Source organism: Actinoplanes subglobosus (genome assembly GCF_042650585.1).
Lineage (GTDB): Bacteria > Actinomycetota > Actinomycetes > Mycobacteriales > Micromonosporaceae > Actinoplanes > Actinoplanes subglobosus.
On sequence record NZ_JBHSBL010000014.1, the window covers coordinates 77854 to 99519 of the forward strand.

General features: G+C 69.6%; 18 protein-coding genes. 16 read left to right on the forward strand and 2 right to left on the reverse strand.

Translation table 11 applies throughout. From position 1 onward, the window contains the following. Window positions 1–82 precede the first annotated feature (82 nt). From ACFO0C_RS13930 to ACFO0C_RS13995, 14 genes are all read left to right on the forward strand, one after another. Entirely contained in the window at window positions 83–658 is a 576-nt protein-coding gene (locus ACFO0C_RS13930; RefSeq protein WP_378067013.1) for an RNA polymerase sigma factor, read from the forward strand. Continuing rightward, window positions 655–1485, forward strand: a complete 831-nt coding sequence (locus tag ACFO0C_RS13935) for a zf-HC2 domain-containing protein (protein ID WP_378067014.1) — start codon at window positions 655–657, stop codon at window positions 1483–1485. Before ACFO0C_RS13930 ends, ACFO0C_RS13935 begins: the two co-directional genes overlap by 4 nt. Continuing rightward, window positions 1485–2345 carry an ABC transporter ATP-binding protein gene (locus ACFO0C_RS13940; RefSeq protein WP_378067015.1) on the forward strand — a complete coding sequence of 287 codons (861 nt, stop codon included), beginning with the start codon at window positions 1485–1487 and terminating at the stop codon, window positions 2343–2345. Before ACFO0C_RS13935 ends, ACFO0C_RS13940 begins: the two co-directional genes overlap by 1 nt. Next, window positions 2342–3868 (forward strand): hypothetical protein, encoded by a 1527-nt coding sequence (locus ACFO0C_RS13945; protein WP_378067016.1) that lies wholly within the window; start codon window positions 2342–2344, stop codon window positions 3866–3868. Before ACFO0C_RS13940 ends, ACFO0C_RS13945 begins: the two co-directional genes overlap by 4 nt. Before the next feature lie 107 nt (window positions 3869–3975). Continuing rightward, window positions 3976–4599 carry a hypothetical protein gene (locus tag ACFO0C_RS13950; RefSeq protein WP_378067017.1) on the forward strand — a complete coding sequence of 208 codons (624 nt, stop codon included), beginning with the start codon at window positions 3976–3978 and terminating at the stop codon, window positions 4597–4599. 168 nt (window positions 4600–4767) lie between these two features. Next, window positions 4768–6522: an HSP90 family protein gene (locus ACFO0C_RS13955; protein WP_378067018.1), complete on the forward strand. Its 1755-nt coding sequence runs from the start codon at window positions 4768–4770 to the stop codon at window positions 6520–6522. Beyond that, complete coding sequence (locus ACFO0C_RS13960; RefSeq protein ID WP_378067019.1) at window positions 6519–9302, forward strand: tetratricopeptide repeat protein; 2784 nt, start codon at window positions 6519–6521, stop codon at window positions 9300–9302. The genes ACFO0C_RS13955 and ACFO0C_RS13960 overlap by 4 nt, the downstream gene beginning before the upstream one ends. A gap of 11 nt (window positions 9303–9313) precedes the next feature. Beyond that, window positions 9314–9940 carry a TetR/AcrR family transcriptional regulator gene (locus ACFO0C_RS13965; RefSeq protein WP_378067020.1) on the forward strand — a complete coding sequence of 209 codons (627 nt, stop codon included), beginning with the start codon at window positions 9314–9316 and terminating at the stop codon, window positions 9938–9940. Window positions 9941–10010: 70 nt separating this feature from the next. Beyond that, the gene (locus ACFO0C_RS13970) at window positions 10011–11339 is read left to right on the forward strand and encodes an acetyl-CoA carboxylase biotin carboxylase subunit (protein WP_378067021.1); all 1329 of its coding nucleotides are present in this window, start codon (window positions 10011–10013) and stop codon (window positions 11337–11339) included. Further along, window positions 11336–12223 (forward strand): hydroxymethylglutaryl-CoA lyase, encoded by an 888-nt coding sequence (locus tag ACFO0C_RS13975; RefSeq protein WP_378067022.1) that lies wholly within the window; start codon window positions 11336–11338, stop codon window positions 12221–12223. The genes ACFO0C_RS13970 and ACFO0C_RS13975 overlap by 4 nt, the downstream gene beginning before the upstream one ends. A gap of 113 nt (window positions 12224–12336) precedes the next feature. Next, window positions 12337–13047 carry a hypothetical protein gene (locus tag ACFO0C_RS13980; protein WP_378067023.1) on the forward strand — a complete coding sequence of 237 codons (711 nt, stop codon included), beginning with the start codon at window positions 12337–12339 and terminating at the stop codon, window positions 13045–13047. A 199-nt stretch (window positions 13048–13246) separates the two neighbouring features. Next, window positions 13247–14647, forward strand: coding sequence for a chaplin family protein (locus ACFO0C_RS13985; protein WP_378067024.1), 1401 nt, complete (start codon window positions 13247–13249; stop codon window positions 14645–14647). Between the two features lie 225 nt (window positions 14648–14872). Beyond that, the gene (locus ACFO0C_RS13990; protein ID WP_378067025.1) at window positions 14873–16396 is read left to right on the forward strand and encodes an acyl-CoA carboxylase subunit beta; all 1524 of its coding nucleotides are present in this window, start codon (window positions 14873–14875) and stop codon (window positions 16394–16396) included. Window positions 16397–16408: 12 nt separating this feature from the next. After that, window positions 16409–17566, forward strand: a complete 1158-nt coding sequence (locus ACFO0C_RS13995; protein WP_378067026.1) for an acyl-CoA dehydrogenase family protein — start codon at window positions 16409–16411, stop codon at window positions 17564–17566. 8 nt (window positions 17567–17574) lie between these two features. Here the strand turns inward: ACFO0C_RS13995 and ACFO0C_RS14000 are convergent, their stop codons facing one another. Next, window positions 17575–18060, reverse strand: coding sequence for a MarR family winged helix-turn-helix transcriptional regulator (locus ACFO0C_RS14000; protein ID WP_378067027.1), 486 nt, complete (start codon window positions 18058–18060; stop codon window positions 17575–17577). Between the two features lie 101 nt (window positions 18061–18161). On the opposite strand from ACFO0C_RS14000, the gene ACFO0C_RS14005 reads away from it, so the two are divergent. Further along, a complete protein-coding gene (locus ACFO0C_RS14005; RefSeq protein ID WP_378067028.1) occupies window positions 18162–18734 on the forward strand; it encodes a YceI family protein in 573 nt (190 codons plus the stop codon). A gap of 158 nt (window positions 18735–18892) precedes the next feature. Beyond that, entirely contained in the window at window positions 18893–20365 is a 1473-nt protein-coding gene (locus ACFO0C_RS14010) for a glutamate--cysteine ligase (RefSeq protein ID WP_378067029.1), read from the forward strand. A 19-nt stretch (window positions 20366–20384) separates the two neighbouring features. Here the strand turns inward: ACFO0C_RS14010 and ACFO0C_RS14015 are convergent, their stop codons facing one another. Continuing rightward, window positions 20385–21665 carry a Hansenula MRAKII killer toxin-resistant protein 1 gene (locus ACFO0C_RS14015; protein WP_378067030.1) on the reverse strand — a complete coding sequence of 427 codons (1281 nt, stop codon included), beginning with the start codon at window positions 21663–21665 and terminating at the stop codon, window positions 20385–20387. Between the last annotated feature and the right edge of the window lies 1 nt (window position 21666).

Consider the following 21666-nt stretch of genomic DNA (forward strand, 5'->3'; position numbering starts at 1 on the left):
CCTCGTCCATGACGGCGCCGCCTTCCACAGGCGGCGCCGTTCTGCGTGAACCAAAACCGGGACCGTCGGCGATAGTCCAGATGTGCGACGGAGAAGACAGCGACCGATTCCCCCGGTCAGCGAGCAGAGCAGCGATGTCGAGCTGCTGCATGCCATCGCTGCCGGCCAGACCGCGGCACTTCGTCTGCTGCACCACCGCCATGCCGGCTGGCTCCGAGCCCGGCTCCGCCGGCGCTGCGCCGACCCCGACGTGGTCGACGCGGCAATCCAGGACACGTTCGTCGCGGTGTGGAAAGACGCGAAGCGGTATGAGGAGACGACCGCCGACGCGGCGGCCTGGCTCTGGACCATCGCTGTGCGGCGCCTGCTCTCGACACTGCGCGGGCCGGCCCACCGCTGGCTGAGCGGGCCCGCCGACGAGCTGCCCGACACCGTCACCACCCCGTCCGCCGAGGAGCTGGTGCTGCTCGGCATCGAGCACGGCGCTCTGGGCCCCGCCCTCGACCGGCTCTCCCCCGAGCTGCGCCGGCTGATCGAGGCGACCGCGCTCGACGGTCTCTCGGTCCGCGAGGCGGCGAAACTGCTCGGCATCCCCGAGGGCACCGCGAAAACCCGTCTCATGCGCGCCCGGACCCGGCTGAGGGAGCTGCTCACATGACCACCGACTGGCATCTCGACCCAGGTCTGCTCACGCAGTATGGGTCCGGCGTACTCGAGCCCAGCCGGCTGATGGCAGTGGAGGCGCACTTGTCGGCCTGCGCGCCCTGCCGTGCCCTCATCCCGGCCGATGAGGCCTGGCTGGCCGACAGCTGGTCGGCCGTCTTCGACGACATCCACGCGCCGCGGATCGGCCCGGTCCAGCGGCTCCTGGCCCGTGCCGGGCTTCCCGAGCACCGTTTTCGCCTTCTCACCGCGACTCCCGCGCTCCGCTGGTCCTGGCTGCTCGCGACGGCCACCGTGCTGACGCTCGCGGTGGCCGCGGCCTGGCTCGGTTCCGACAGCACTCAGCTGGTCGGGCACGCCTTCCTGGTGCTGGCACCGATCCTTCCGGTGGTCGCAGTCTCCGGGGCCTACGGTCCGCCCGCCGACCCGATGCACGAGATCACCGGCACCACTCCCGCGGCCGGCCCGGCCCTGGTGCTGTGGCGGGCCGTCTCGGTCATCGGCGTCGCCGTCGTGATGGCGGCCGTCGCCGCGGCCCTGCTGCCCGGCCCGGGGTGGTATGCGGTGGCCTGGCTCCTGCCCGCCCTGCTGCTCTGCACCGGGACGCTCGCGCTGGCCACGCTCCTGTCACTGCCGGTCGCCGCCGGCGTCCTCGGTGGGCTCTGGCTCACCGGCGTGCTGTCCGCCGCCGGCACGAGCGGCGAGCTGATCGTGGCATCGATGTTCGGCCCGACCGCGCAGCTCGCCTATCTGCTGGCCGCGGCACTGGCCGCCGCTGTTCTGATCCTGCGGCGCCGCCGCTTCGACCTCGGGGAGAGCTGATGACCACCGTCGCCGTCCATAGCCTCGGCAAACATTACGGCGCGACGATCGCGCTCGACTCCGTCGATCTGGAGATCACCGTCGGGGTGACCGGTCTGCTGGGGCCGAACGGCGCGGGCAAGAGCACCCTGCTGCGCTGCCTGGCCACCGCGCTGGCCCCCGACAGCGGGACGATCCGGGTGCACGGGTTCGACCCTGCCGTGGCGTCACAGCGGACCGAGGTGCGACGGCGGATCGGCTATCTCCCGCAAAACCCTGGTCTCTATCCCAACTTCACGGCGTATGACCTGCTCGACTATGTCGCCGTGCTCAAGGAGATCACCGACGGCCGGCAGCGCAGAGCCGAGGTGCGCCGGGTCCTGGAGGAGGTCGAGCTCGCCGATCGCGCCAAGACCAAGGTGCGCAGACTGTCCGGCGGCATGCGCCAGCGGCTCGGCCTCGCGCAGGCACTGCTCGGCGATCCGGAGTTGGTGATCCTCGACGAGCCGACCGTCGGTCTCGACCCGGAGCAGCGCATGCTGTTCCGTGCGCTGATCTCCCGGCTCGGCGAGCGGCGGACCGTGCTGCTCTCCACCCACCAGACCGAGGACGTCGGCGCCCTGTGCGAGCGGGTCATGGTGATGAGCGGCGGCCGCGTGGTCTTCGAGGGCAACCCGCGCGAGCTGGCCGCGGTTGCCGAGGGGCAGGTGTGGCTGTCCGAGCAGCCGCCGGAGGACAATGCGGCATATTGGCGGAACGCCGACGGCCTCTACCGGACGATCGGGCGGCAACCAGACGGGGCGGAGGCGGCCCGGCCGTCCATCGAGGACGGATATCTGCTGCTGCTCGGCAACGCGGTGACCGCCGGGGTGACCCGATGACCGTCATCATGGATCGGCCCGGGCGCACTGCGCCGGCCCCGCGGGTGGCGACGACGGCGCTGGCCCGGGTGGAGGCCAGACGGTTGCTGCACAGCCCGTTCTACTGGGGTTCGGCACTGCTGGCGACGGCCCTCGGTGTCGCCTGGTGCTGGACGAGGATGCCCACCTGGGAGACGCTCGCCGAAAACTCGGGGATGAGTTCCCTGGTGCTGGCCTGTGGCCTGCTGATCGCCACCCAGCTGGCCACCGGCCGCGACCGGCGGGCCGGCGCCGAGGAGAGCACCCGGACCATGCCGGCCGGTCCCGCCCGCCGAGGGGTCGCGATGCTGGTGGTGATACCGATCGCGGCCGTCTCCGGCGCGTTGGTCTACCTGGCCGAGCTACTGATCCTGCTGCCTGCCTGGCCGGTCGGCGAGTTCGACCCCTGGGCGCCCGCGGTGGTCCTGGTCATCCCGTCGATCGGGGCGGTCATCGGTGTGCTGGTGGGCCGCGTCCTGCACAACGCCTCGGCCGGGCCGCTCACCGCGACCGCTTTCTGTGCCGTGCTGATCGCGCTGCTGGCCCTGCCCAACTATCCGAGAAACTATGCCTCGGCGCTGTGGCCGGTGCCGGAGCGGTCGTGGGAGATCGGGGCACCCCGGCCGACCGGGTGGCACCTGATCTACCTGCTCGGAGTGCTAGTGGCACTGGCCGCGCTGATCATCTGGCGGGCCTGGCCGAAGGCTTCGGTGACGGTGCTGGTCGGGGCTCTGGTGTGCGCCGGGTTGTCGGTGGAGCGGCAGACCGCGGAGAGTCCCAGCGTCATCAGTATGGAACTGGCCGACCGCTACACCGGTCCCGCGGTCCTGTCCTGCCAGACACATCAGCAGGTCCGGTATTGCGCGTTGCCCCACTTCGAGGGCTGGATCGAGCAGTGGCGGGAGGCGGTCGAGCCGGTTGCGGCGCATCTGCCGGCCGACGCTGTCCGGCCAGTGGTGCGGCAGTTCGGCAACTCCTACGACCTGAAGCCGATGACACCCGGTGTCCCGGAGATCATCATCTCCGACTCGTGGGGCCGGGTCGGCGGCTGGGCTGCGGATTCGCGGCTGAGGATGAGTCGCGACTACGTGGTGGCGTCGGTGGATCTGTATGCCGACGGATTGTTCCTCGACGGCTGTGATGCCACCGGCCAGCATCGGACGGTCGCCGGGCTGTGGCTTCTCGCGCAGAGCCTGTCCGGCGGTGCCGCGCAGAGCCTGTCCGGCGGTGCCGCGCAGAGCCTGTCCGACGGTGCCGCGCAGGTCCGCAGCGGAGAGCTCCGTCTGCCCCGCGTGCGGTATGGGCAGGCCGAGCAGGATGCGGCCGCCGCCCTGCTGGATCGGCCATATGACGAGGTCGCCGACTATCTGGCGGAGCACTGGGCGGATTTGCTCGACCCGTCGTCGACCGCGCTGTCCGGGCTCGGTGTGACCCTCGACCCGCCGGCGCTTCCCGCGGCCGAGTCACAGGGCGAGCAACGCACCGAAGGCGGTATGTGTCGATGACGGCCAAACCGCCAAAAAAAGCCAAACCGCCAACAAAGGGCAAACTGCCAGCGACGGCCAGACTGCCGGCAGCGGCCAGACTGCCGGTGACGGGCGAGCCGCTGGCCATGGTCCTGCTTCTTGTGCCGCGTCTGGCGCGGGCGGTGTCGTGGTGGCCGCTCGGTGCGGCGATCGCCCTGGCGGTGCTGGCGCAGGTGTCGGTGCTGGCTGCGGAGCCGTTGGACTGGGCGGTGCTGTCCGGATTGTGGCTGGCGGCGGGAGTGTTGGGTGCCGGGGCCGGGTTCGCGCTGCCCGACCCGATGGCGTCCACTGTGATCACTCCGGTGAGCCGGTGGGTGCGGCAGTGGCTTCGGGCCGGGTTGGCGCTGGTGCCGGCGGTGCTCGTGTGGGCGCTGATCTACGTGGGGGTGCGGGAGGCGGTCCGGCCGGAGATCGTCTGGCCGGAGGGGTTCGTGATCCTTCAGGCGGCGGTGTGCGGGCTGCTGCCGATGGCGGGCGCGGCGGTGGGGGCTCGCTATCGGGATACGACGACCGGTGCCGTCGTCGGTCCGGCGGTGCAGGGGATGCTGCTGGTCGGGAGCCTGTTCTTCAGCGAGCGGGCGTCGCCCTGGGTGATGCCGGGGCCCGAGGGCTGGGCGGTGGCTCAACAGGTCTGGCCGATCGCGTTGGTTCTGGTCCTGATCACGTTCCTGCTGGCCAGCCGTGAGACCAAGAGCCCGGCGGGCGCCTGAGCGGTCGGGGTCCGGCCGGCGCTGAGCCGCGACGGCGCGGCCGGGGGACCGGGCCGACGGGCCCGGGGGACCGGGCCGACGGGGGTCGTCGCGGTCGGAGGGCTTTCGTGGGGCTCGCCGAGTGATATCGGTCGGATTTTGTCGGTGGCAACCGGTACCGTGCCGCGCGTGAGCAACACGTTTCAGGTCGACCTACGGGGCATCGTCGATCTGCTCAGCCACCACCTCTACGCGAGCCCCCGCGTCTACGTCCGTGAGCTGCTGCAGAACGCCGTCGACGCGATCACCGCGGTCGGCCCCGAGCATCCCGGCGTGATCTCCGTCGTCTCGTCCGACAGCACCGGCGACGGCACGCTGCGGATCGACGACAACGGCATCGGCCTGACCGAGACCCAGGTGCACGAGCTGCTCGCCACCATCGGCCGCAGTTCGAAACGTGACGAGCTGGGGTTCGCCCGGCACGAGTTCCTCGGCCAGTTCGGCATCGGCCTGCTCTCGTGTTTCCTGGTCGCCGACGAGATCCGGGTGCATACCCGCCGCGAGGGCGCCGCCCCGGTGGTCTGGACCGGTTTCTCCGACGGGCGCTACGCGGTCCGTCCCGGCGACGAGCGCGAGCCGGGCACCACTGTCACCCTGCTGCCCCGCCGCGGTGCCGAGCACTATCTGACCAGCGAGACCGTGACCGAGCTGGCCCGGACTTACGGCTCTCTGCTACCGGTGACGGTGTCGGTCGACGGCCGTAAGGTCACCACCGGCACGGTCCCGTGGGAGCTGCCCACCGAGTCCCGCATGAGCTATGCCGAGCGGACCCTCGGGTTCCGCCCGTTCGACGTGGTCGAGCTCAACGTGCCCGCCGCCGGCCTCACCGGTGCCGCGTTCGTGCTGCCCACCCCGGTCAATCCGGCTAGCCGTGGCGGTCACCGCGTCTACCTGAAGCGGATGTTGCTGTCCGAGAGCGTCGAGGGCCTGCTGCCGGAGTGGGCGTTCTTCGCCCGCTGCGTCGTCGACAGCACCGAGCTGCGTCCGACCGCGAGCCGCGAGGCCCTCTACGACGACGGCATGCTGGCCGAGACGAGGGAGGCGATCGCCGACCAGCTCCGTGGCTGGCTGGTGCGGTTGTCGGCGACCGACCCGCGCAGGCTCGGCGAGTTCCTGAGCATCCACCATCTCGGGGTGAAAGCGCTGGCCCTGCACGACGACGAGATGTTGCGCCTGGTCGAGCAGTGGTACCCGATGCAGACCAACATGGGCGAGGTGACCCTGGCCGAGTTCCGGGCCCGGCACGGTGTTCTGCGCTATGCGGCCACCGCCGACGAGTTCCGGCAGCTCGCGGGTGTCGCGGCGGCACAGGACCTGGGCTTGATCAACGGTGGTTACGTCTATGACGCCGAGTTGATCCAGCGGCTGGCCGCCGTCGATCCGGAGGTGCGGGCGGAGCGGCTCGACCCGACCGACCTGACGACCCGCTTCACCACTGTGGACGCCGAGGCCGAGCTGCAGATGCGGCCGTTCCTGGCGTCGGCCCAGCGCCGGCTGGACAGGCTGGGCTGCGAGGTCGTGGTGCGGGCCTTCGACCCGGTGACGACTCCGGCGCTCTACCTGGTGAGCCGGGCCGCGGCGTTCCACGACGAGTTCACGTCGAGCCGCGATCAGGCCGACGACCTGTGGGGCGGCGTGCTCGACGCGTTGTCCCGGACGGTGCCGACCGACCGGCCGCAGCTGGTGCTGAACCACCGTAATCCCCTGGTCCGCCGGGTGGCGGCGCTCGGTGACGCCGAGCTGTCCGGCCTGGCGGTCGAGTCGCTGTACGGTCAGGCGCTGCTCCTGGGCCACCACCCGATCCGGCCGTCCGACGCGGCCCTGCTGACGACGTCGTTCCTGGGTCTGCTGGACAGGGCAGTCCCCGCTGAGGAGACCCGATGAAGACCGCTCAGGAGCTGTGGGACCTGCTCGGCCAGGCGCAGGATCTGCCGTACGGTGCCGCGCAGATCGCCATGGTCGACCAGTTGCTCCGGCATGTGGACACGACCGATGACGCGTCGCTGAAGTTCTCGGCCCGGCTGTTCGCGACGACCGCCTACATCTACGGCGGCGAGCCGGTGCGGGCGTTCCCGACGTTCTCGTGGTGTGTGGCCGACTTCGACCGCAATCCGAGTCCGTACCACGAGCGTTGGATGCACAACCTCCTGTGGCTGTTCAAGAACATGGTCCATTCGATGACCAGGTTCCCGGAGCTGCCGCTGGAGCGGACCTACGCGGTGCTCGACGACATGGAGCGGCGTTATCGGGAGAGCGGTCACGGCCTGCAGCCGGTCTTCAAGCACCGCTACCTGGTGGCTCAGCATGTGGGGCTGATCGAGGAGTCGGAGGAGTGGTTCCGCAAGTGGCAGGCCGCGCCCCGCAACCCGTTGTCGGACTGTGCCGGCTGTGACCCGACGAGCCTGGTGAACCATCTGGCTGACGAGGGTCGTTTCGAGGAGGCTGTGGAGCTGGCGACCCCGGTGCTCGCCGGTGACCTGTCCTGCACCGAGCAGCCGCAGAGCATTCTCAGCGAGCTGATGGTGGTCTACCTGAAGACCGGCCGGCTGGCGGAGGCGGCCGACGCGCACCGGCGGTCCTATCTGGTCGAGAGGAACAATCTGGCCGATCTGTGGGGCATCGGCGATCACATCGAGTTCTGTGCACGGACCGGTAATGAGCACCGTGGCCTGGAGATTCTCCAGCGGCACATCGACTGGCTGGACAGGGCGCCGTCGCCGGCCGCGGGGATGAACTTCGCGGCGAGCGCGGTGCAGCTGCTGCGCCGGCTGGTGGCGATCGGGCACGGGGACTCCCCGGTCCGCCGTGCCGGGCGCCCGGATTCGACGGCCGCTGAGCTGGCCGTCGAGCTGGAGACGTTCGTGACCGACCTGGCGGCCCGGTTCGACGCCCGTAACGGCACGGACCACCAGAGTGACATCGTCCGCCGGACGATGGCGGCCGAGCCGTACGGCATCGACGTGTCGTTGTCTCCGAGCGCGCGGCCGGTCAAGGCCGTGACGGTGACGCTGCCGACGCCGCCGGAGCCGGAAGAGATCGAGGTCAGCGACACCGCGACGGCGGCCGAGCTGATCGATCTGGCGGAGCGGTACTACCGGGACGATCGGGGTGACGCCCTTCGCGCGGTCCTGGCGGCTCACGACACCCGGCACCCGGATCCGGATGACCCGGTGCTGGCCGGCCGTCTGTGGACCTTGCGTGGTTTCGTGCTGCCGGACGACGCGGTCGACGAGACGGTTGCGGCGTGGGAGCGGGCAGCCGATCTGTTCACCGCGGCCGGTGACGTCGCCCGGGCGAGCGCGGTGCGTGCCCGACTGGCGCTGTACCGGTCACGGGACGGCGGGCCGGGTGCGGAGGCTCTGTCCGTGATCGAGGCGGACGTGGCGGTGCAGGAGGAGCACGGCGATCCCGGGGGTCTGGCGAGCGCGCTGGTCCGGTTGTCGCAGGTCTACCGGTTGCTGGACCGCTTGGCGGAGGCGAACGACACCGGCGACCGCGCCGACCGGGTCGCGGCGGAGACCGGTGACCAGCGGCGGATGGCCTATCACGCGATGGTCCGGTCGCAGAACCGGTCGATGGCCGATCGTGACGAGGAGGCGATCGAGGCGGCCCGGTCGGCGTGGGCCTTCTATCGGGAGCACGGCCCGGCCCGGGAGATCGCCGAGGCGGGCATGGTTCTGGGCCAGCTCACCGACGACCCGGAGGAGGCGGTGACGGCGCTCAGCGTACCGCTGGAATTCGGTTTGGAGGTCGCGCAGCTGCCTGCCCGGGTGAAACGGGGCCGGGCGTTGATGCAGCTGGATCGGGCCGCGGAGGCGATCGGCGACTTCGTCGAGGCGGTCGCCCTGTGCGCCGAGGCTGGGCAGGTCGAGGGTGGCCTGTTCGCCCGTCAGGAGCTGGCGCAGGCCTATCACCAGGCGGGTCGTCCGGTGGAGGCGGTCGAGGTGGCGGAGGAGGCGTTGCTCGGTTTCGACCGGCTGGGCTTCGAGGAGCCGGCCGCCGACACGCGTTTCCTGCTGGCCGCGGTCTACCGGGAGCTGCAGGACACCGATCAGGCGCTGAAGATCTACCACGCGCTGATCGAGAAGCTGGCCGGCAATCCGGCGGGCCGGGGTCAGGTCGGCGAGCAGGCCGGTTCGCTGCTCTACGACGTGGACCGGGACAGTGAGGCGGCACTGACCTTCCGGGCGGCGGCCGAGTCGCTGCGTGAGGCCGGTGACCTGGTCGGTGAGCTGCGCGTGTTGCGCCGCCGGTTGATGGCGCTCAACTACGCCGACGAGGTGCCGGAGGCGGAGGAGGTCATCGCGCTGGCCACCCGGCGTTATGCCGAGTTGCCGGCCGACCTGGCCGCGGAAGCGGGCGTGATCTGGGGCCGGTCGGTCTTCGCCTTCGAGGTCGGCAACCTGCTGATGCGCCGCGGACGCTATGCGGAAGCCCTTCCCCACCTGTACGGTGCGCCGGAACGCCTGCGTGAGATCGGTGCGATCGACGACGCCGACCGGGTGGAGGGCATGCTCGCCGAGGCGCTGCTGCGATCGGGTTCGCCGAAGGAGGCGGAGCGGATCCTCGGTGCCCTGTTGAAGCGGATGCGGCCGGACGCTCCGACCCGTGAGCTGGCGAGCGGGCTTTACGACGAGGCCATAAATCGGCTGAACGACCGTTAAGCGTCGCGGTGATGAGGGGTTACAGTGGCGAGGTGACGACGGTAGATCAGCGGCACCGGACCACCCCGCCGGCGCCGAGGCGGCGGTCACGCCGCGACGAGATTCTGGAAATCGCGGTGGGACTGTTCGCGTCCCGCGGCTACCACGGCGTGTCGATGGACGACATCGGCTCGGCTGCCGGCGTCACCGGCCCAGCGCTCTATCACCACTTCGCCGGCAAGGAGGCGATGCTGGTCGCCGCGCTGATCCCGGTCAGCGAGGGCCTGCTGGCCGGTGGCAAGGAGCGTGTCGCCCGGCACCCCGACGACGCGCAGGCGGCGCTGGCCGATCTGATCGACTTCCATGTCGACTTCGCGTTGGCCAACCCGGCGGTGATCGCCCTGCACCTGCACGAGTTGGACCGGTTGCCGGAGGATCCGCGCCGGCAGATCCGGCGGCTCCAGCGGCTCTATGTCGAGGAGTGGGTGGCGGTGCTGTCCCGGGTGCGTCCCGAGTTGCCCGCCCCGGAGGCACGGGTGCTCGCGCACGCCGCGTTCGGTCTCATGAACTCGACGCCGTTCCTCGGTGGTGAGGTCGACCGGGTGCGCCGGGCTGCCCTGTTGCGCGATGCGACCGTTCATGCTCTGATCGGCCACTGAGAAGCCTACAAAACTAAACAATGGGGTTGAAGCGCCCACAAGGCAGACTTACCCCACGGAGAGAGCGCTCATGATCGAGTCTTTGCTCATCGCCAACCGCGGCGAGATCGCCCGGCGGATCATCCGTACCGCCAAACGACTCGGCGTCCGCACGATCGCCGTCCACTCCGATGTGGACGCTGACATGCCGTTCGTCCTGGAAGCGGACGAGGCAGTGTGTGTCGGCCCGGCCAACCCGGCCCAGAGCTACCGCAACACCGAGGCGATTCTTGCCGCCGCCAAGGCGACGGGTGCTCAAGCAGTGCACCCCGGCTATGGCTTCCTGAGTGAGAATGCCGAGTTCGCCCGTACCGTCGAAGCGAATGGCCTGGTGTGGGTCGGGCCCTCCGCCGATGCGATCACCGCGATGGGCGACAAGATCAATGCTCGGAATCTGATGGCGGCGGCCGGCGTGCCGGTCGCGCCCGGATCGTCGGATCCGGCGGAGACCGTCGAGGCCGCCCGCGAGGCGGCCGAGGCGATCGGTTTCCCGGTGATGGTGAAGGCCGCGGCGGGCGGCGGCGGGATGGGCATGGCGGTCGCCGAGACCGACGAGCAGCTGATCAGGGAGTACGAGAAGGTCCGCACGTTCGCCGAGCGGATGTTCGGCAGCGGTGACGTGCTGATCGAGCGCTACTTCCCCCGGGTCCGGCATGTGGAGGTGCAGATTCTCGGCCTCGCCGACGGCCGGGTGATCGCCCTCTCCGAGCGGGAGTGTTCGGTGCAGCGCCGCAATCAGAAGCTGGTCGAGGAGGCTCCGTCGCCGGCGGTGAGCCCCGAGCTGCGCGAGCGCATGAAGGCCGCGGCTGTCAAAGCCGGTGAAGCGGTCGGTTATCGCAACGCGGGCACTGTGGAGTGTCTGCTCGACCCGGCGACCGGCGACTTCTTCTTCCTGGAGATGAACACGCGCCTGCAGGTCGAGCACCCGATCACCGAGCTGATCCACGGCATCGACCTGGTCGAGATGCAGTTGCGGATCGCGTCGGGCGAGGCGGTCGCCGTCGACGAGGGGCAGAGCGGTCACGCCATCGAGCTCCGCGTCAACGCCGAGGACCCGAAACGCTTCTTCCCCGGTCCCGGCAAGATCACCACCTGGGTCGAGCCGGCGGGTGACGGCACGCGCGTCGACTCCGGCTATGTCGAGGGCAACACGGTCAGCCAGAACTACGACTCGCTGATGGCGAAGCTGATCGTTTTCGGTACCGACCGGGACGACGCGATCGCCAAGGCGCGTGTCGCGGTGGGCGGCTTCGCGATCGCCGGCCCCAAGAACAACCTGCCGTTCTTCACCGAGCTGCTGGAGAACCCCGAGTTCCTCTCCGGTGACTACGACACCGGCATCGTCGGGAGGATGCGATGACCACGACGGTCTCGATCCGCGAGGTCGGCCCGCGCGACGGCCTGCAAAACGAGGCGCCGGTCCCGGCCGAGGCGAAGGTTCAGCTGCTGGACGCGTTGAGCCGGACCGGTGTGGGCCGGATCGAGGCGGTCTCGTTCGTCCATCCTAAAGCGATTCCGCAGATGGCCGACGCCGACGAGGTCTGGGCGAAGTGCCGGCACGACCCAGGCGTGCGCTACTCGGCGCTGATCCCGAACACGCGCGGTGCCCAGCGTGCGCTCGCCGCCGGCTTCCGGGAGATCGAGGTGGTCGTGTCGGCGAGCGACACCCACAACCGGCGCAATCTGAATCGGTCAACCGACGAGTCGCTCGACGACATCACCCAGCTCATCCCGCTGGTGCACGAGGCCGGCGCGACCCTTGAGGTGATCGTCGCGACCAGTTTCGGCTGTCCGTTCGAGGGCGACATCGATCCGGACCGGGTGGCCGGCATCGTGGCCCGGGTCCGCGCCGACGGTGCGGATCGCATCGCCTTCGGCGACACCACCGGCATGGCGACTCCCCGGCGGGTCCGCGATCTTCTCACCGCGGTGCGGCCCGACCTGCTCCACTTCCACAACACCAGGGGTACGGGACTCGCCAACATCCTGACCGCCCTCGACCTGGGCGTGACCGAGTTCGACGCGAGCGTCGGCGGCCTGGGCGGCTGTCCCTATGCGCCGGGAGCCTCCGGCAACGTGGCCACCGAAGAGGTCGTCCACATGCTGCACGACATGGGCATCGAAACCGGAATCGACCTCGACCTCCTACTGGAGGCGGCGGATCTGGCGGAACGCCTGGTGGGCCGCCCATTGCCGTCCGGTGTTCTCCGTGCCGGCCCGAGAACTCGTCTCAGCGCTCATTAATACAGCCATTTTCCCGATATCCCAGCGTGACTTTCGGCTCTACCCCGTCGTTACCAATACCGAGTGACCAATACGCGCCAAAACGGTCACCTGTCGACGACGAGGGGTAGATCATGACGGACTGGGGAGCTGAGCGCGTCGAGCGCACGGCATGCCGGTCCGCGGTGGTCCCCCACGGCGGCTCCCCGCTCATGCCGTCCCACAGCCAGGGGGCGGAGCGGCGGCCGGAGCGCCGCGCGGAACGCACCGGATCACGGTGGCTTCTGCGTGCACTCGTCGTCGGTGGGCTGGCCGGGGTGGCCTGGCTGCTCACCGGCCCCGCCGCACAGGCCTCGGATGCGAGTGCCGTGACGGTTGCCGGTAACGAACCCACGGTCGGCGAGCTCCTCGAAGCGGCTACCCAGTTGCCGGAGGTCGCACCGGAGAACCACGCCGTGACGTCGATTCCGGTCGTTCGTGAGGTGGCCCCTTCCCCGCGTGCCAGCGGTGGAACGGCGGACGCCGTAGCGAAGACGGCCCGGGCGACCGGAACGGTGAGTAGGAAGCGCCAGGTGAACCGGCTCATCCCGGCCGCTCGGCCGGCGCCGGAGACCCTCCACCGGATTCTGCCCGGTGACGAAGTGCCTGCTCCGCGGCGAATGTATCCCGGGGCAGTCAACGGCATCCCGGCCCACGTGCCGGGAGCATCCCCGGAGTTCGGCCCGTTGGCCGTTCTTCCGGCCCGGGTCGCGAGAGGTGCGGTGGACGACCACCGGCTTCCGGTCGCGGCCGATGTCGAGGCCCGGCGCAATGACGCCGTGGCGCCGACCGTGTCCCCCGACTGACCGCTGGCTCAGTTCCACCTTTGCCGGGCCACACGATTCCTGAACCGTTTGCGCACAGGCGGCGAATCGTACGAGTGCCCGTGATCCCCCCTGATCGCTGCTCATCCTCGCCCAGGGCACCACTGTGCCCAAAAAGCGGAGCATCCAACTGAATACGCGAAATCAACGTTGACCATTTGCGAAAGGCGACCCTTTTCTAATGAAGAAGACTTGGATTCGTAAGACTCTGAGTGTCGGAATCCTCGCCGCGGGCGCCCTCCTGCTCGCACCGGCCGCCATGGCACAGGCCGACGTCGACCAGGCAAGCTTCGACAACGCCGGCACCCTGAACGGCAACCAGCTGGCCCTTCCGGTCACCGTGCCGGTGAACCTGGTCGGCAACTCGCTCGGCATCCTCGGCAAGGCGCAGAGCTTCGGCGTCGGCTCCAACAACGTCGAGAGCGGCCGTGGCGGCGGGACCCGTCAGGCGTCGGGCCACAACAAGGGCCTCCTGAACGGCAACCAGCTCGCGGTTCCGGTGACCATCCCGCTGAACGTGGCCGGCAATGCCGCGGCGGTGGCCGGGGAGTCCAGCGCGACCGGGTTCGCCTCCAACCGGGTCGAGAGCGGTGGCCTGCTCGGCGGTCTCGGCAGCTTCGGCGGCGGCGTCAGCCAGGTCAGCTTCGGCAACTTCGGCACGCTGAACGGCAACCAGGTGGCCATGCCGATCAGCATCCCGACCAACGCGTGTGGCAACTCGCTCGCGCTGCTGGGTGCGGCCAGCTCCTACGGCTCCTGCTCCAACGGCGGTGGCGGTGGCTTCGCGGCCGGCTACGCCCGCCAGGCGGTCCAGCAGGTCACCGCGGTCGAGGTCCCGGTCCGGAAGCAGTTCGTGCGGGGCGACAGCTACTCGAGCTGCTCGGCCTACGTGGTCGACAGCCCGTGTGGTGGGGGCGGTGCCGCCTACGGGGTCGTCGCCGACAGCTACGACTACGGGTACGACTACGACTACGGCTACGACGTCGACCAGGTCGCCTACGGCGCCGCCTCGTACGTGGAGCCGGTCGACGCGTGCGGCAACTCGCTCGGCATGCTCGGCTACGCCAGCGCGTACGGCACCTGTGGCAACTACGTCGACACCGACGTCGTCTACGCCCAGCAGGTCCAGTACGTGGAGCCGGTCGTTCCGGTCTACACCACCTCGGCCTACGTCCTCGGTGGCTCCGACTGCGTCCGCATCTGTGGCGGCGGCAACAACAACGCCTACGTCGCCGACGTCCGTGGCCAGGGTTACGCCCCCAAGGCCCCGAAGCGGCACAAGGCCCCGCGGGGCGACGTCCGTGGCGCCCAGGGCTACGGCAACAAGGGTGACGTCCGCGGTGACCAGGGTTACGGCGACGTCCAGGACGACAACGCCGGTTACGACCAGGGTGGCGCCCGTGACAACGACGTCCAGGACAACGACGTCCAGGACGACGACGCCCAGTACGGCAACAAGGGTGGTGGCCGCAGCATGGAGAAGTTCTCGGCGACCGGTCTGACCCGTGGCATCCCCGGCCTCGGTGACCTGGGCGGTCTGGGTGGTCTGGGTGCCCTCGACCTGCTGGGCGGCCTCGGCTGATTCAGCGCGGTGATAGACCGGGTCGTGCCGGTCCCGGGCGCGACCCGCGTCGGCTCCACACGGAGCCGATGACCGCCGGTGTTCCTCCACAGCGCCGGTAGCAGTGAAAACGGACGGGAGTCCCCGAACCTCGGGGGCTCCCGTTCGGCATTGCCCGCCGTCCACTTGGTGAGATAACCTAACGCTCGTTAAGTCGACATCGTCGACTACGGATGCGGAGGCGGTATGGACGGCGAGGCCCTGGCCGGAGCGCGCAAGCGAGTGTTGGCCGGCGGTGCGGAGCGCTATCACGCCGCAAACGCCGACAAGGGCAAACTCTTCGCCCGCGAGCGGATCGCGCTGCTGGTCGACGAGGGCTCCTTCGTCGAGGACGGCCTCTTCGCCAACAGTCTCGCCGACGGGCTGCCCGCGGATGGCGTGATCACCGGAGCTGCCCGGATCGACGGGCGCGACGTGTGCGTGATGGCGAACGATTCGACGGTCAAGGCGGGCTCCTGGGGCGCCCGCACGGTGGAGAAGATCATCCGGATCATCGAGCGCGCCTATCAGACCGGCGTCCCGATGGTCTACCTGGTCGACTCGGCCGGTGCGCGGATCACCGACCAGGTCGACCTGTTCCCCGGCCGTCGTGGCGCCGGCAAGATCTTCCACACCCAGGTCAAGGCGTCCGGCTCGATCCCGCAGGTCTGCGCGCTCTTCGGGCCGTCGGCCGCCGGTGGGGCGTACATTCCGGCCTTCTGCGACGTCGTCGCCATGGTCGAGGGCAACGCGAGTATGTATCTCGGGTCCGACCGGATGGTCGAGATGGTCACCGGCGAGAAGACCACGCTCGAGGCGATGGGCGGCGCCCGGGTGCACTGCACCGAGTCCGGCGTCGGCCACTTCCTCTGCAAGACCGAGCGCGAGGCGCTCGACGTGGTCCGTACCTACCTGTCCTACCTGCCGTCCAACTGGACCGCCGACCCTCCGGCGGCGACCGCCGCAAACCCCGCCAAGGTCGATCTCGCCGGTCTGGTCCCGGTCTCCGAGCGTCAGGCCTTCGACATGCGGAGGTACGTGAAGGGCCTGGTCGACGAGAACTCGTACTTCGAGATCTGGGCGTTGTGGGCCCGTGAGCTGACCGTCGGTTTCGCTCGCCTGGACGGCCAGGTGGTCGGCGTGATCGGTAACAACTCGATGTTCAAGGGCGGCGTGCTGTTCGTCGACTCGGCCGACAAGGCGAGCCGTTTCGTGCAGCTCTGTGACGCTTTCAACGTCCCGCTGCTGTTCCTCACCGATGTGCCCGGCTTCATGGTTGGCACCGCGGTGGAGAGACAGGGCATCATCCGGCACGGCGCCAAGATGATCACCGCCATCTCCGAGGCGACAGTGCCGAAGATCTGTGTGGTGGTGCGTAAGGCGTACGGCGCCGGTCTCTATGCGATGGCCGGTCCCGGTTTCGACCCGGACGCGACGATCGCCCTGCCCACCGCCAAGATCGCGGTGATGGGCGCCGAGGCGGCGGTGAACGCCGTCTATGCCAAGAAGATCGCGGCGATCGAGGACCCCGAGGAGCGGGCCGCCTTCGTCGCCGAGCGCCGCGCCGAGTATGAGCGCGACATCGACATCATGCGCCTGGCCAGCGAGCTCGTGGTGGACGCCGTGGTGGAGCCGGGCGACCTGCGGGCCGAGTTGGTGCGACGGTTCTCCGCCGCCCGCGGCCGGGACCGCTCCTTCTCACGGCGCCGGCACGGCGTCAATCCTGTGTAGAGAGAGGTTGGGATGGTCGACTTCCGGCTCGACAAGGAGTACGAGGAGTTGCGCGACAGCGTGCGTCAGTTTGCACGTGAGCAGGTCGCGCCGGTCATCGCCGAGCACTACGAGAAGAAGACCTTCCCGTACGAGGTGATCCGCCAGATGGGGGCCATGGGCCTGTTCGGCCTGCCGTTCCCCGAGGAGCACGGCGGGATGGGCGGCGACTATTTCGCGCTCTGTCTGGTCCTGGAGGAGCTGGCCAGGGTGGACAGTTCGGTCGCCATCACCCTGGAGGCGGCGGTCTCGCTGGGTGCCATGCCGATCTACCGATTCGGGACCGACGCGCAGCGCACCCAGTGGCTGCCCCGGCTGACCAGCGGCGAGGCGCTCGCGGCGTTCGGCCTGACCGAGCCGGGCGCCGGTTCGGACGCGTCCGGCACGCTGACCCGGGCGGTGCTCGACGAGAGCCGGGGCGAGTGGGTGATCAACGGGACGAAGGCGTTCATCACGAACTCCGGGACCGACATCACCTGCCTGGTCAACGTGATGGCGGTGACCGGTACGAACCCGGACGGCAGCAAGGAGCTGTCGACGATCATCGTGCCCTCGGGGACGCCCGGTTTCACCGTCGCGCCGGGGTATTCGAAGGTCGGCTGGTGTGCGTCGGACACCCACGAGTTGTCCTTCGACGACGTGCGGGTGCCGGCCGCCAACCTGCTCGGCGAGCGCGGCCGGGGGTACGCGCAGTTCCTGCGCATCCTCGACGAGGGCCGGATCGCGATCGCGGCGCTGTCGGTGGGCCTGGCCCAGGGCTGCGTCGACGAGTCGGTGACGTACGCGAAGAACCGCACCGCCTTCGGCCACGCGATCAGTGACTACCAGGCGGTCAAGTTCCTCATCGCCGACATGGACCTGCGCGCGCACACGGCCCGGCTCGGCTACTACGACGCCGCGGCCCGGATGCTGGCCGGCGACGACTTCAAGCGTTACGCGGCGATCGCCAAGCTGAACGCCAGTAATGCCGCCATGGAGAACAGCCGGTGGGCCACCCAGGTGCACGGTGGCTACGGCTTCATGAACGAGTCTGCGGTGGGCCGTTTCTACCGCGACGCGAAGATCCTCGAGGTCGGCGAGGGCACCTCCGAGGTGCAGCGCATGCTCATCGCCCGGGGCCTCGGGCTGTAAGCGTCACCTCAAGCGGGCAGTGCGGTCTCCGCGCTGCCCGCTGTCGCGCACGGGTTGACCGCGTCGCGGATCGTGCGCAGCGAGTCGAGCAGCTCAGTGAGCTTCGTCTCGGGGAGCAAGCCCACATACCACCTCTGGACCAGCTCTAGGTGGCCCGGCAGGACGTCGGCGAGACGCTGCATGCCGATGTCGGTGATCACCGCGTAGGAGCTGCGCCGGTCGCTCGGGCAGGCCTCGCGCCGGACCAGGCCGGTGCGCTCCATGCGGTCGACGACCCGGGTGACGCCGCTGGTGGAGAGCGTGGTCTGACCAGCCAGATCGGTCATCCGCAGATGGTTGCCGGGGGACCGGGCGAGCCGCATGAGCACCTCGAACTCCACCTGTGACAGGCGGTGCTCCTCGAACTGCGCGGCGAGCCGGTTCATCAATCCCGTGTACGCCTCGGCGAGCAGTCCGACTGCGGTGAGGCGTGGGTCGTCCAGGTCCTTGTTCACGATGTGAACTCTAGCAGGCACTTGACAGGAGGAATATTGCCGAGCATATAGTTGCTCCGTCAGACAAGCATCCCCACAGAGCTTCGAGAGAAGGCAGTGTCATGACCGTCAGCACCCGTGAGTTCGAAGGCCTCCAGATCCCCGCCGCCGGCACCTACGAGCTGGATGCGGCACACAAGCGGGTCGGATTCGTGGTCAAGCATCTTATGGTCAGCAAGGTTCGCGGCCAGTTCGCCGAGGCGAGCGCCACCATCACCGTGGCGGAGAACCCGCTGGAGTCCTCGGTCAGCGCCACCATCAAGACCGCGAGCGTCGAGACCGGCCAGGTCGACCGGGACAACCACCTGCGCACCGGCGACTTCTTCGAGGCCGAGAAGTACCCGACCATCGAGTACCGGAGCACCCGCGTGAAGTCGCACGCCGGCGCCGAGTTCGTGCTCGAGGGCGAGCTCACCATCAAGGACGTGACCCGGCCGGTCGACCTGGTCGTCGAGTTCGAGGGCGCCACCACCAGCCCGTATGGGCAGCACCTCTTCGGCTTCAGCGCGCACACCGAGATCGACCGGGAGGACTGGGGCCTGACCTACAACATGGCCCTGGAGACCGGCGGTGTGATGATCGGCAAGAAGGTCAAGATCGAGATCGAGGGCGAGGCCATCCTCCAGCAGGGCTGACCCTCCACAGTCGAAGAAGCGCCGTCCGGGCTCCGGGCGGCGCTTTTCGAATCCCTGGCGGTCCTTCGCGCGAGATGGCAGGCTAACCCAACGCATGCGTTCGTTCACAGAGCGGTGATCGACGTCCGGTTCGTCCTCAGCCGTCCCCGGGAGGGATCATGGGCAAGGATCTGGTGACCGCCGTCTTCACGCCGCATGACCGTGTCGTTTTCCGCCGGAAGGTGCGCCGCTGCCTGGACGTCCTGGCCGAGATGATCGACACGGTGCCGTTCCAGGCCGGCGGGCCGACCGCAGGCCTGGAGATCGAGATCAATCTGGTCGACGCGGACGCCGTGCCGGCCATGCGCAACGCCGAGATCCTCGCTGACCTCGGCGATCCGCGATTCCAGCCAGAGCTGGGCCGATTCAATCTGGAACTCAACGTCCCACCCGGCAGGTTGTCCGGCGAGGGTCTGGCCGAGTTCGAGCAGGACATTCTGGATGCTTTGCGCGGCGCGGCCGACTGCGCCCGCAAGGACGAGTGCCGTCTGGTGCTGGTCGGCATGCTGCCCACGCTCACCCAGGACCACGTCGTGCTGGCCAATCTGTCCGACAATGAGCGCTTCCGGGCTCTGGACGCCGAGATCGCCGGCGCCCGGGGTGACGACTTCCGCATCGACATCCGCGGTGCCGAGAGGCTCGTGACCAGCAGCGACACCATCGCGCCGGAAGCGTCGTGCACCAGCACCCAGTTCCACATCCAGGTCGAGCCGGACCATTTCGCCCGCTACTGGAACGCGTCGCAGGCGATCGCCGGCGTGCAGCTCGCGCTCGGTGCCAACGCGCCGTTCCTCTACGGCCGGCGGCTCTGGGCGGAGACCCGCATCCCCTTCTTCGAGCAGGCCACCGACGCCCGCCCGGAGGAGTTCAGCGCGCAGGGCGTACGGCCGCGGGTCTGGTTCGGCGATCGGTGGATCGACTCCATCCTTGACCTCTACGAGGAGAATGTCCGATATTTTCCACCGCTGCTTCCGGAGCTCAGCGAGGAGGATCCGGTCGCGGTCCGCGATTCCGGCAAGATCCCTCAGCTGTACGAGCTACGCCTGCACAACGGGACGGTCTACCGCTGGAACCGGCCGGTCTACGACGTGTCCGGCGGGCGGCCCCACGTACGGGTGGAGAACCGGGTGCTCCCCTCCGGCCCGACCGTCGCCGACCTGGTCGCCAACGCCGCCCTCTACTTCGGATTGGTCCGCCGCCTCGCCGAGGAGGACCCGCCGGTCTGGTCGACTCTCGGTTTCGCCGCGGCCGAGGCGAACTTCCGGGCCGGTGCCCGCGACGGCATCGAGGCCTGCCTGACGTGGCCCGGAGTCGGCGAGGTGCCGGTCACCACTCTGATGCGTGACGTGCTCCTGCCGAAGGCGCACGCCGGCCTGGACCTGCTGGGCGTGTGTCCGGCTCAGCGTGACCGGCTGCTCGGCATCATCGAGGGCCGCTGCCGAACCGTCCGCAACGGCGCGACCTGGCAGACCGCAGCGGTCCAGGCGGCTGAGGCCCGAGGCTTGAGCCGTCCGGCCGCGCTGCGCGAGATGACCCAGCGTTACCTGGAGAACCAGCAGACCAACGAGCCGGTCCACACCTGGCCCCACTGACCTCAACCGGTAGTGGTGGCTACTTTCCGGGTTGGGGCTTGTCGGGGTTGATCCTGGCCACGGTCGGGTTCGGGGGCGGCGGCGTGATCGTCGATCGCGGCGGCTCGCCGTTGCCGTTCTTCCGCTTCGCCGGTGCGCGTCCGCTCGGCCGTGCGGCCGCAGCGATCTCCGGATCGGCGACCGGCGGCGTGGTCGGCTTCTCGGGGACCGTCGCCCGCTGCGACGGCGCGGCCACGCGGCCGGTCACCTTCGCCTTCGCGGCTTCCGTCCTCGCCGCTTCCGCCTGCGCAACCTCCGCCTGTGCCGCTTCGGCCTTCGCCGACGAGGTCCTCGCTGCCGGGGTCCTCGCCGCCTCGGCCTTCGTCGGTCCGGCGGGCGGCGCGGGAAGAGCCGGCGTCTCGCGACGCTCGACACGGTTGCGGCGCCCCTTCACTATCCCCACGGTCAGCGCGGAGCCACCGAGACCAGCGAGAACGGCATAGGGAGCGATCAGGTACGCCGACTCGATCGGCCCCATCGCCTCGGTCAACAGTGGAGCGAGCGTGAGGAACGAGAACGCCACCAGCAGTGGCCCGACCGCGCCGGAGATCGCCGTACCCAAACCGAGGTCGCCGCGCAGTGCCGCCGGCGTGGCCGCGAGCAGGCCGATCGCGAACGCCGCGAACAGGGTCAGCAGGGCGCTCGGCCAGTAGATCCCGCCGTATTGCACCGGACTGACCGACTCGGCGAACTGCCAGCTGGTCAGGTAGGTGGCGAAGTCACGCCCGGTGACCAGCTCGGCCACCACACCGGCGATGGCCAGAGCCCACAGCCACAGGGCCGTCCCGATCAGGTTGGCCGCCACCGGCCCCGACGAGACGGCCCAGAACGCCACCACCAGCCCGGCGAGCAGCCCGGCGAGCGCGTAACCGGCCGCGACCGCCTGTGGGGACAGGGTGCCGCTGCGGACCGCGTCACGGGCCGGCAGCGCCACCAGAGCGACGATCACCAGTGCGCCCAGAGCCGAGGCGACCGCCAGGGCGAACCGCCAGAGTCCACGCCAGCGGTCGGATCGCTCGGCTCGTAGCCGCCCGGCGATCACCGCGCCCAGCACTGTCGCGCTCGCCGTGATCCAGGTGGCCCAGCCGAGGCTGCCCAGCCAGACACTGTCGGCCTCGGTCGCGCTCACCGGCCAGGCGATCACACCCAGCCCATATCCCAGGCCCAGTTGTGCGGCCCCGGCGCCGGCAGCGATGCCGGCCGCCGTGGCGGCCTGTGTTGTCCAGCCCTTGTCGGCCATGCCGCGCACTGTACTGCTCACC

What these genes read in the sequence shown, in the direction of transcription:
- ACFO0C_RS13935 (WP_378067014.1), top strand. Translation starts at nt 655, where the DNA reads ATGACCACCGACTGGCATCTCGACCCAGGTCTGCTCACGCAGTATGGG.
- ACFO0C_RS13940 (WP_378067015.1), top strand. Translation starts at nt 1,485, where the DNA reads ATGACCACCGTCGCCGTCCATAGCCTCGGCAAACATTACGGCGCGACG.
- ACFO0C_RS13945 (WP_378067016.1), top strand. Translation starts at nt 2,342, where the DNA reads ATGACCGTCATCATGGATCGGCCCGGGCGCACTGCGCCGGCCCCGCGG.
- ACFO0C_RS13950 (WP_378067017.1), top strand. Translation starts at nt 3,976, where the DNA reads ATGGTCCTGCTTCTTGTGCCGCGTCTGGCGCGGGCGGTGTCGTGGTGG.
- ACFO0C_RS13960 (WP_378067019.1), top strand. Translation starts at nt 6,519, where the DNA reads ATGAAGACCGCTCAGGAGCTGTGGGACCTGCTCGGCCAGGCGCAGGAT.
- ACFO0C_RS13965 (WP_378067020.1), top strand. Translation starts at nt 9,314, where the DNA reads ATGAGGGGTTACAGTGGCGAGGTGACGACGGTAGATCAGCGGCACCGG.
- ACFO0C_RS13970 (WP_378067021.1), top strand. Translation starts at nt 10,011, where the DNA reads ATGATCGAGTCTTTGCTCATCGCCAACCGCGGCGAGATCGCCCGGCGG.
- ACFO0C_RS13975 (WP_378067022.1), top strand. Translation starts at nt 11,336, where the DNA reads ATGACCACGACGGTCTCGATCCGCGAGGTCGGCCCGCGCGACGGCCTG.
- ACFO0C_RS13980 (WP_378067023.1), top strand. Translation starts at nt 12,337, where the DNA reads ATGACGGACTGGGGAGCTGAGCGCGTCGAGCGCACGGCATGCCGGTCC.
- ACFO0C_RS13985 (WP_378067024.1), top strand. Translation starts at nt 13,247, where the DNA reads ATGAAGAAGACTTGGATTCGTAAGACTCTGAGTGTCGGAATCCTCGCC.
- ACFO0C_RS13990 (WP_378067025.1), top strand. Translation starts at nt 14,873, where the DNA reads ATGGACGGCGAGGCCCTGGCCGGAGCGCGCAAGCGAGTGTTGGCCGGC.
- ACFO0C_RS13995 (WP_378067026.1), top strand. Translation starts at nt 16,409, where the DNA reads ATGGTCGACTTCCGGCTCGACAAGGAGTACGAGGAGTTGCGCGACAGC.
- ACFO0C_RS14005 (WP_378067028.1), top strand. Translation starts at nt 18,162, where the DNA reads ATGACCGTCAGCACCCGTGAGTTCGAAGGCCTCCAGATCCCCGCCGCC.
- ACFO0C_RS14010 (WP_378067029.1), top strand. Translation starts at nt 18,893, where the DNA reads ATGGGCAAGGATCTGGTGACCGCCGTCTTCACGCCGCATGACCGTGTC.